We start from the raw sequence: 9037 nt of genomic DNA, 5'->3' as shown, positions 1-9037 counted from the left end.
CGTCCTGCCAGTTACCACATCTTCAGCTGGCACTCCGCTTTCGCGAGCAGGCTCGCTCCCACAGGGATTTGGTGTTGTCGGTCAGGTCTTGGCGGGCTCCAGCGGTAGTTCGACAGCCTCCGGCCGTTTGAGCAGCGCATACACCACCGCCGTAACTAGGCTCCCCGCAACAATCGCCAGCAGATACAGCAGCGCATGGTTGATTGCATTGGGGATCGCCAGCACGAACAAGCCACCGTGCGGCGCCATCAGTTTGCAGCCGAAGTACATCGACAAGGCACCGGTCAGCGCGCCGCCAGCGATGCTCGCCGGAATCACCCGCAGCGGATCTTTCGCGGCAAACGGAATCGCCCCTTCGGAGATAAAGCACAGGCCGAGCACGAACGCCGCTTTGCCGGCCTCGCGCTCAGTCTGGGCGAACTTGCGCCGGGCAATGAAGGTGGCGATGCCCAGGCCAATCGGCGGCACCATGCCGGCGGCCATGGTTGCGGCCATCGGTGCGTAGCTCTGCGAGGCCAGCAGCCCCACCGAAAACGCATAGGCAGCCTTGTTGATCGGCCCGCCGAGGTCGACGCACATCATGCCGCCGAGCAATACGCCGAGCAGAATCGCGTTGGTAGTGCCCATGCTGTCGAGGAATTGGGTGAGCGCGGCGAGCATGCCGGCGACCGGTTTGCCGACCACGTAAATCATCACCAGGCCGGTCACCAGACTGGCCAGTAACGGGATGATCAGAATCGGCTTCAGCGCTTCCAGGCTCTGCGGCAATTTCACATAGCGGGCGATGGCTTTGGCGGCGTAACCGGCAATGAAACCAGCAATGATCCCGCCAATGAATCCGGCGCCCAGAGTGCCTGCGAGCAAGCCGCCGATCATCCCCGGCGCAAGGCCCGGGCGGTCGGCGATCGAGTAGGCGATGTAACCGGCGAGCAGCGGCACCATCAGTTTGAACGCGGTTTCGCCGCCGATCTGCATCAGCGCCGCCGCCAGCGTGCCTTCTTCCTTGTACGCGGTGATACCGAACACGAACGACAACGCGATCAGCAAACCACCCGCCACCACCATTGGCAGCATGTACGACACACCCGTGAGCAGGTGCTTGTAGACGCCGGTTTTCTCGGACTTGGCCGGGGCCTTGCCGTCGCTTGCCGCACTTTCCACTGCGCCTTCGGCCAGGGCTCTTTTCAGGGTCGCTTCGGATTGCTTCAGAGCAACGCCCGTGCCGCAGCGATAGATTTTCTTGCCGGCGAAACGCTCGGTGGCGACGTCGATATCTGCCGCCAGCAGCACCACGTCAGCCTCGGCGATGGCCGTTGCGCTGAGCGGGGTTTTCGCGCCCACCGAGCCCTGGGTTTCGACCTGCAATTCATAGCCCAGGCGCTTGGCAGTCTGCTGCAACGCTTCGGCGGCCATGAAGGTGTGGGCGACGCCGGTCGGGCAGGCCGTGATAGCAACGATGCGTGGCGCACGTGGCGCGTCAATCGCCGGTTCGACTGCGCTGGCCACGTAGACTTCGGCTTCTTCAGCACCGCGACGCAGCACCGCTTCGACATCCTGCAGCGCCTGCGCCGGAGCGATCTGGAACACGCGCTTGCCGACGAAGCGACTCATGTCCACCGCGCCGGTGGTGACCAGCAACACCCACTCGGCGGCTTCGATGGTCGCCGCCGACAACTCGCGTTCCGGGTGTGCCGGATCGACCACTTCGACGCTGGTGCTCCAGCCCTGACGCTGCGCCGCTGCATCGAGCAGACGCGCGCACAGCACACTGGTGACCATGCCGTTCGGGCAAGCCGTAACAATGGCTAACTTCATGACAAACCCTCTTATTGTTCTGTCAGGGGGCGCACGCGCACGCCCTGTTCGAGCTGCGCCAGTTGCGCAGCGTCGTTGATGCCAAAACCGATCTGGGTCACCGCCATTGCCGCAATCGCGGTGGCGGTGCGCAGGGTTTGCTCGGGGGTGTCGGCGCTAAGCAGACCGTGGAGCATGCCGGCCAGCAAGGAATCGCCGGCACCAACCGTGCTGGCCACGCTGACCTTCGGTGGCGAGGCGTGCAGGGCCGAGCCGACACTGAACCAGTTGACCCCGTCGGCGCCGTGGGAAATCACCACGTGCTCGATGCCTTGGCCGTGCAAGCGTGCGGCGGCTTGTGCTTCGGCGATTGGCGAAACCACTTCGCAACCTAATGCATCGGCGAGTTCCTCGGTGTTCGGTTTGATCAGCCAGGGGCTGGCCTGCAACGCGGCGCGCAAGGCTTCGCCGCTGGAATCGAGGGCGACTTTCAAGCCGAGCGCGTTCAAGCTTTCAATCAGCTCGCGCAACCACTGCGCAGTGACGCCGCGCGGCAGACTGCCGGCGACCACCACCGCATCGTGCCCCGGTGCGATCTTCTGCAAGCGATCAAGCAAGGCATGCTGCGCCGTTGCATCGACCACCGGGCCAGGCCCGTTGATGTCGGTGATGCGCCCGTCCTGTTCGGCGACTTTGATGTTGCTGCGCGTCTCGCCCGGCACGCGGATGAACGCGTCGACAAAACCACGCTTGGCGAACAGGGTTTCGAACGCTTGCTGATTGTCTTCGCCGAGAAAGCCGCTGACGGTGACCTGATGGCCGAGATCCGCCAGCACCTGGGCGACATTGACGCCTTTGCCCGCAGCGTGGGTGTGCATCTCCTCGCTGCGATTGACCTGACCGGCATCCAGCCGTGACAGCTCGACGGTGAGGTCGAGAGCCGGGTTGAGGGTCAGGGTGAGAATCTTGGCCATTTACAGGGCCTCCACTAATGCGCGTACTTCATTCGCGCTGCCCACGGCCAGGGCCTGTTGAGCGAGGGTTTGCGCCTGGGGCAGGCTGAGTTCACGGATGCGCGCCTTGACCTCGGCAATGCTGCGACCGGAGACGCTGAGCTCGTCGACACCGAGGCCAACCAGCACCGGCACCGCCAGCGGATCTGCCGCCAGTTCGCCGCAGACGCCCACCCATTTGCCATGGGCATGGGCGGCGCGCACGGTGATGTCGATCAGTTGCAGGACCGCCGGGTGCAAGCCGTCCGCTTGAGCAGACAGGGTCGGGTGACCACGGTCGATGGCCAGGGTGTATTGGGTCAGGTCGTTGGTGCCGACGCTGAAGAAGTCGACTTCCTTGGCCAGCACTGGCGCAAGCAACGCGGCCGACGGCACCTCGATCATGATCCCCAATTGCAGGTCGGCGACTGGAATTTCCAGACGCAGGCGTTCGGTCATGTCGCGGGCCTGGCGCCACTCTTCGACGCTGCCGACCATCGGGAACATGATCCGCAGCGGACGGTTGTCGGCCGAGCGCAGCAAGGCGCGCAGTTGCGCTTCCATGATCTGCGGCCGCTGCAGGGTCAGGCGAATGCCGCGCACGCCGAGGAACGGGTTTTCTTCCTTGGCGATCGGCCAATACGGCAACGGTTTGTCGCCGCCGACGTCGAGCGTGCGCACCACCAGCGGCCGCCCGGCCAGACCATCAAGGACGCGACGGTATTCGGCTTCCTGGGTCGCCTCATCCGGCGCCTGTGGGTGGGCCATGAAAATCAGTTCGGTGCGCAGCAGACCAATGCCTTCGGCGCCCTGCTCCACCGCGCTGGTCACGCCTGCGCTTTCGCCGATGTTGGCGAACACTTCGACGGCGTGGCCGTCGGTGGTGTGCGCCGGTTGATGACGTTGTTCGGCGGCGATCTTCAGGCGTTGCTCGCGGGTGTCGCGCTCTTCAGCGGCACGCTTGAGGGTCGCGGCATCGGCGTCGACATGCAGACGGCCACGCTGACCGTCGAGCAACAGCGGCGTGCCCGGCTCGAGCAACAGCACCGCTGCACCCGCGCCGACCAGTGCTGGAATACCGAGCGCGCGGGCGACGATGGCGCTGTGCGCGGTAGCACCGCCGCGCGCGGTGAGAATCCCCGCAACCCGCGCAGGATCCAGACGCGCGACATCGGACGGGCCGACTTCGTCCATCACCAGAATGTACGGTTGCTCAGGTTCGTTCGCGGTTTGCACGCCACACAATTGCGCCAGCACTCGACGGCCGATGTCACGCAGATCCGCAGCACGCTCGGCGAGCAACGCGTCCTGCAGCGATTCCTGCTGTTTGGCGGCGGCTTCGATCACCGCCATCCACGCCGCTTCGGCGCTTTCGCCTTGCTTGAGGCGGGTGTCGACTTCGTCGGTCAGATCCGGGTCGTCGAGCATTTCCTGGTGGGTGATGAAGATCTCCCGAATAGCCTTGGCCTTGCTGCGTTCGATCAAGCCCTGAATGTCGCGGCGCACGTCGCTCAGGGCTTGCTTGAGGCGCTCGCGCTCGATTGCCGCCGACTCGCCGCGCAACGGGTAATCGATGGCTTGCAGCACCTGAATGTGCGCAGGGCCGATGGCGATGCCCGGTGCGGCAGGAATCGCCTGCAACAGGCTGCCGGAGGCCGGGGCGATCAGCACTTCGGCGATGTCGGCGATCACTTCGCGCTGCTGACTCACGGCCGGCAGCGGCTCGACTTCCTCACCGAGGCCCTCTTCAATCGCCGCGAGCAGGACCGGCAAGGCATCGGCGGCGATGCTCGGCTCGGCGATCAGCTCCAGCACCTGACCGCGCCGGGCACCGAGACTGAGCAGTTTGCTCAGGCTCTTCACCGACACGGCGCTGTCCTGGCTGTCGACGATCCGCACGCGGATTTCGCCGTCAAAACTCTTCGCCAGTTGCGCAAGAATCTTCGCTGGTCGTGCGTGCAAACCATGGGCATTGGCCAGGGCAATACGTGCACTCGGCCAGTCGGCCGGCAGTTCACCGCCGAGCACTTCGAGGACTTTGCGGCTGCTGGTGGCGCGGCCCAGTTCGTGGCCGCGACCTTCGATCAGCAACGCGCACAAACGCTCGAGCAACGCCTGATGCGCTTCGCCCAGACTGGCGAGGCAGAACAGTCCGCTGAGCGGCTGGCCGAGGTAGCGCATCGGTTTGTCCGGGGTGACGAACGCCAGTCCCGGACGCTTCACGGTCTGCTCGCTGTGCAGCCACCACAGGCCATCGCCCAGTGGCAGCGCTTCGACTTGCTGCAACACGCCGGCAAAGCCGTTGCTCACACAATCGGCCTGACGCAGCAGACGTGCGCCGCGCCAGACCAGTTCTTCGAAATCGTCGGCCGACACGCCGAGGCCGATCATCTGCGCATCCAGCGCCAGTTCCTGCGGCGCGCCTTGCAACAGTTTCAGCAGCGCTTCGGGGGAGCTGGCGCGACGCAGGGCCTGGCCCAGATCGGTCTCGCCGAGGGCGCGGGTCAGCAGTTGCAGCAGGCGCAGGTGTTCATCGGATTTCGCCGCGATGCCGATCGCCAGATAAACGATCTGGCCATCGCCCCAATCGACGCCATCAGGAAACTGCATCAGGCGCACGCCGGTGGCGAATACCTGATCGCGGGTTTCCGGGGTGCCGTGGGGAATGGCGATGCCTTGACCGAGAAAGGTCGAGCCCTGGGCTTCCCGGGCCTGCAGGCCGGCGAGGTAGCCGTCGGCAACCAGACCGTCGGCAACCAGATGACTGGCCAGCAATTGCAGGGAAGCGGGTTTATCCACGGCCGACTGGCCCATGGATATCTGCTCTATAGTGAGCTCGAGCATGCGATCTCCTTTTTGGCGCAGTTCAACGCCAGGTATTGTTTTGAATGGTTCACAGCTTAGGCGCTCTGCCGCGCTTTTCAGCGGCAGTTTTGGCGGTTTCACGGCAGGACCGGCCAAAGGCGTCTAAAACGTAGAAAATACGCTTGCTGAAACGTTTAATCTAGATTGATCGGCACGTTACTCGATAATGTCTCATCCTTGAAGTCCAACTGGTCGGATCTGCCCAAGCAATAAGTCGACTGCCCTTATCGGGTAGGATTGGCGAAAATGTCGCGGCATGCTCGAAAAAACAAGGAAATACCGGGTTGAAACTCAGTGATATCGCGCGGTTGGCCGGCGTCTCCGTCACCACCGCCAGCTACGTCATCAACGGCAAGGCCGAACAGCAACGCATCAGCAACGCGACCGTCGAGCGCGTGCGCGCGGTGGTCGATCTGCACGGCTTCACGCCCAATCCGCAAGCGGCCGGCCTGCGCAGTCGGCACACGCGCACCCTGGGCTTTATCCTGCCGGATCTGGAAAACCCCAGTTACGCGCGGATCGCCAAGTTGCTCGAACAAGGCGCGCGGGCTCGCGGTTATCAATTGCTGATCGCCAGCTCCGACGACGCGCCGGACAGCGAGCGCCAGTTGCTGCAACTGTTCCGCGCCCGTCGTTGCGATGCGCTGATCGTTGCCAGTTGCCTGCCGGCCGGTGATGACAGCTATCGCCAGTTGCAGGCCAAGGGTCTGCCGATCATCGCCATCGACCGGGTCATGGAACCGGAGCATTTCTGCTCGGTGATCAGCGACGACCGCGAGGCCAGCCTGCATCTGACCCAAAGTCTGCTCGATCCGCAGCCAAAGCAGATCGTGCTGCTCGGCGCCCGCCCGGAGCTGAGCATCAGCCAGGAGCGTGCCGCCGGTTTCCGCGCAGCGCTCAACGATTTCAAAGGCGAGGTGCTGGTCGAGCACGCCGAGTCGTTCAGCCGCGAGTGCGGCAAGCAATTGATGGAAGAACTCCTGCAGCGGCTGGGGCATTTGCCTGACGCACTGGTGACCACCTCCTACGTGCTGCTGCAAGGCGTGTTCGATGCGCTGCATGATTTCCCGCTGAAATCGCGGCCGCTGCGCCTCGGCACCTTCGGCGACACGCAGTTGCTGGATTTCCTGCCGCTGCCGGTCAATGCCATGTCCCAGCAACACCAGTTGATCGCCGACAAGGCCCTGGAACTGGCCCTGGCCGCCGTCGAGCAGGACGACTACCAACCGGGCGTGCAAGCCATTGCGCGGACCTTCAAGCAGCGTATTCATCGGGACTGAATCGTGGAGCTGATCGACAGCCACACCCACCTCGACTTCCCAGACTTCGACGCCGATCGCGCGGCGCTGCTGGCAGAAAGCCGTGCCCTCGGCGTGCAGCGCATCGTCGTGCTGGGGGTGCATCAGGGCAACTGGCAACGGGTCTGGGATCTGGTGCAGAGCGATGCCGACCTGTACGCGGCGTTCGGATTGCACCCGGTGTTTCTCGATCAGCATCGGCCCGAGGATTTGCATGCGCTGGGGGACTGGCTGACGCGCTTGCGCGGACATCGGCAGCTGTGTGCGGTGGGCGAGATCGGCCTGGATTACTTCATCGAAAACCTCGATCGCGAACGGCAACAGGCGTTGTTCGAAGCGCAGCTGCAACTGGCGGCGGACTTCGAGTTGCCGGCGCTGATCCACGTACGCCGCAGCCACGCGGCGGTGATCGCCACGCTCAAGCGCTTCAAGCTCAAACGCGCCGGCATCATCCACGCCTTCGCCGGCAGCCGCGAGGAAGCGCGGGAGTACATCAAGCTCGGGTTCAAACTGGGTATCGGCGGCGCACCGACCTGGCCGCAGGCATTGCGCATGCATCGGGTGCTGCCGGAACTGCCGCTGCAATCGGTGGTACTGGAAACCGACTCACCAGACATGGCCCCCGCCATGTTCCCCGGCCAGCGCAACAGCCCGGCGCATTTGCCGGCAATCTGTGCGGCGTTGGCCGAGCTGATGAATATCACGCCTGAACAACTGGCCAACGCCAGCACCGCCAACTGCTGCGAAGTCTTCGGCTGGTAACCGATCCCCTTGTAGGAGTGAGCCTGCTCGCGATAGCGGTGTGTCAGTTACCGATATTTTTTCAGACAGACCGCTATTACGAACAGGCTCACCCCTACATTCTAGATTGTGCTAAATGATGTAATCACTTAGTGTTTTCAGCCCACTACTGCGAAATCTTCGATAATCCACCAAGTTCAATGAATTTGACCAAGACCAAAAAGCGGAAATCACAGAACAGCACAACACGGCTAAAGCTTGATTTAATCTGTCTACTTCTAAACAGCATGTCACTTTCCGGGAAAAGTATAGTAGACGGAATTCTCCGCGCTCTCATCAAAGAAAGGAAGATCAAAATCAAATCTGACATAAACGCGGACTTTTTTATTTGTCATTACATACCATCCAACACTCCAGACGTTCCACTTATCGTCCTGTCGCATATTATCTTCAGAATCTTCACCCCACCATGAAACATCATCAAAACTGAAATGTATGTTGGCCTTATGCCTTCCAAAATGATCTGGATCATTAATTGTGTATTCTGTGGAGTAACAGTAAAAAGCATCCCCATCGTCACTCCACCAATATCTGTATCTTATTTTCCCCCGGTAAGCTCCACTGACCGCATGAAGCTCCCCATCATATAAAGTCGCATTCTTGCTAAGCCTTTCAAAATCCTCTTTGGTGATAGTATTTTTTTTAGAAACGTTCTCTACACCAGGCGCAGGTCTGCCACTGGAAAATCTGTTACTTGATTTCATGATCGCTCCCTAAAACATAGTAAAGACAAGATGAAAATACGTCGGGTCGTTCAGGCCAATTTAGTAAATCCGATTGACCCAACTCGTCCTACTGTAAAACCTGACAGTCCCGACGAGCGGCTTCACTCAGCCGTGCCGAAATCAAGAATCTACGAAGATGCTTGCGCTGAACGCGAAAACGGAAAACTGCGATGGGTTTCTAGATAGCGAGCGAGGAGGCAGGGTAATACATCAAGCTGGACTCAAACTGGGTCTCGGCAGTGCAACGACCTGCCGGAACTGCCACTGCAATCGGTGGTGCTGGAAACCGACTCACCGGACATGGCCCCCGCCATGTTCCCCGGCCAGCGCAACAGCCCGGCGCATCTGCCGGCGATCTGTGCGGCGCTGGCCGAGCTGATGAATATCACGCCTGAACAACTCGCCGCCGCCAGCACCGCCAACTGCTGCGAAGTCTTCGGCTGGTAACACGTACCCGGGTAGGAGCTGACGAGTGCAACGAGGCTGCGATCTTTTGATCTTCAGAGGCAAAGTCAAAAGATCGCAGCCTCGTTGCACGCGTCAGCTCCTACGGGGGGATGGT

The 9037-nt window shown here is 61.8% G+C and carries 6 protein-coding genes and 1 pseudogene; 3 read left to right on the top strand and 4 right to left on the bottom strand.

The window, feature by feature from the left end:
- Positions 1 to 81: 81 nt before the first annotated feature.
- The 3 genes from QMX86_RS25950 to ptsP are packed head-to-tail and all read right to left on the bottom strand — an operon-like array spanning position 82 to position 5630.
- Complete coding sequence (locus tag QMX86_RS25950; RefSeq protein ID WP_282387055.1) at positions 82 to 1815, bottom strand: PTS fructose-like transporter subunit IIB; 1734 nt, start codon at positions 1813 to 1815, stop codon at positions 82 to 84.
- A gap of 11 nt (positions 1816 to 1826) precedes the next feature.
- Positions 1827 to 2768 (bottom strand): 1-phosphofructokinase, encoded by a 942-nt coding sequence (gene pfkB / locus QMX86_RS25945; RefSeq protein WP_073473841.1) that lies wholly within the window; start codon positions 2766 to 2768, stop codon positions 1827 to 1829.
- On the bottom strand, positions 2769 to 5630 hold the full coding sequence (gene ptsP, locus QMX86_RS25940; protein WP_282387054.1) for a phosphoenolpyruvate--protein phosphotransferase: 2862 nt from the start codon (positions 5628 to 5630) through the stop codon (positions 2769 to 2771).
- 305 nt (positions 5631 to 5935) lie between these two features.
- Here ptsP and cra point away from each other — a divergent pair, with 305 nt between their 5' ends.
- Entirely contained in the window at positions 5936 to 6931 is a 996-nt protein-coding gene (cra, locus tag QMX86_RS25935) for a catabolite repressor/activator (protein WP_024011578.1), read from the top strand.
- Positions 6932 to 6934: 3 nt separating this feature from the next.
- On the top strand, positions 6935 to 7711 hold the full coding sequence (locus QMX86_RS25930) for a TatD family hydrolase (protein WP_282387053.1): 777 nt from the start codon (positions 6935 to 6937) through the stop codon (positions 7709 to 7711).
- A gap of 269 nt (positions 7712 to 7980) precedes the next feature.
- Here the strand turns inward: QMX86_RS25930 and QMX86_RS25925 are convergent, their stop codons facing one another.
- Complete coding sequence (locus QMX86_RS25925) at positions 7981 to 8454, bottom strand: hypothetical protein (RefSeq protein ID WP_073473845.1); 474 nt, start codon at positions 8452 to 8454, stop codon at positions 7981 to 7983.
- 276 nt (positions 8455 to 8730) lie between these two features.
- Here QMX86_RS25925 and QMX86_RS25920 point away from each other — a divergent pair.
- Positions 8731 to 8922 (top strand): annotated as a pseudogene (locus QMX86_RS25920) (TatD family hydrolase); the annotation flags it as partial.
- Between the last annotated feature and the right edge of the window lie 115 nt (positions 8923 to 9037).

Origin of the sequence: Pseudomonas sp. PS01270, from assembly GCF_029959775.1 — a bacterium.
In the GTDB taxonomy this organism is placed as follows: Bacteria; Pseudomonadota; Gammaproteobacteria; order Pseudomonadales; family Pseudomonadaceae; genus Aquipseudomonas; species Aquipseudomonas atacamensis.
Note: the sequence above shows the minus strand (reverse complement) of the source record. Positions and strands in the feature narration are given on the sequence as shown.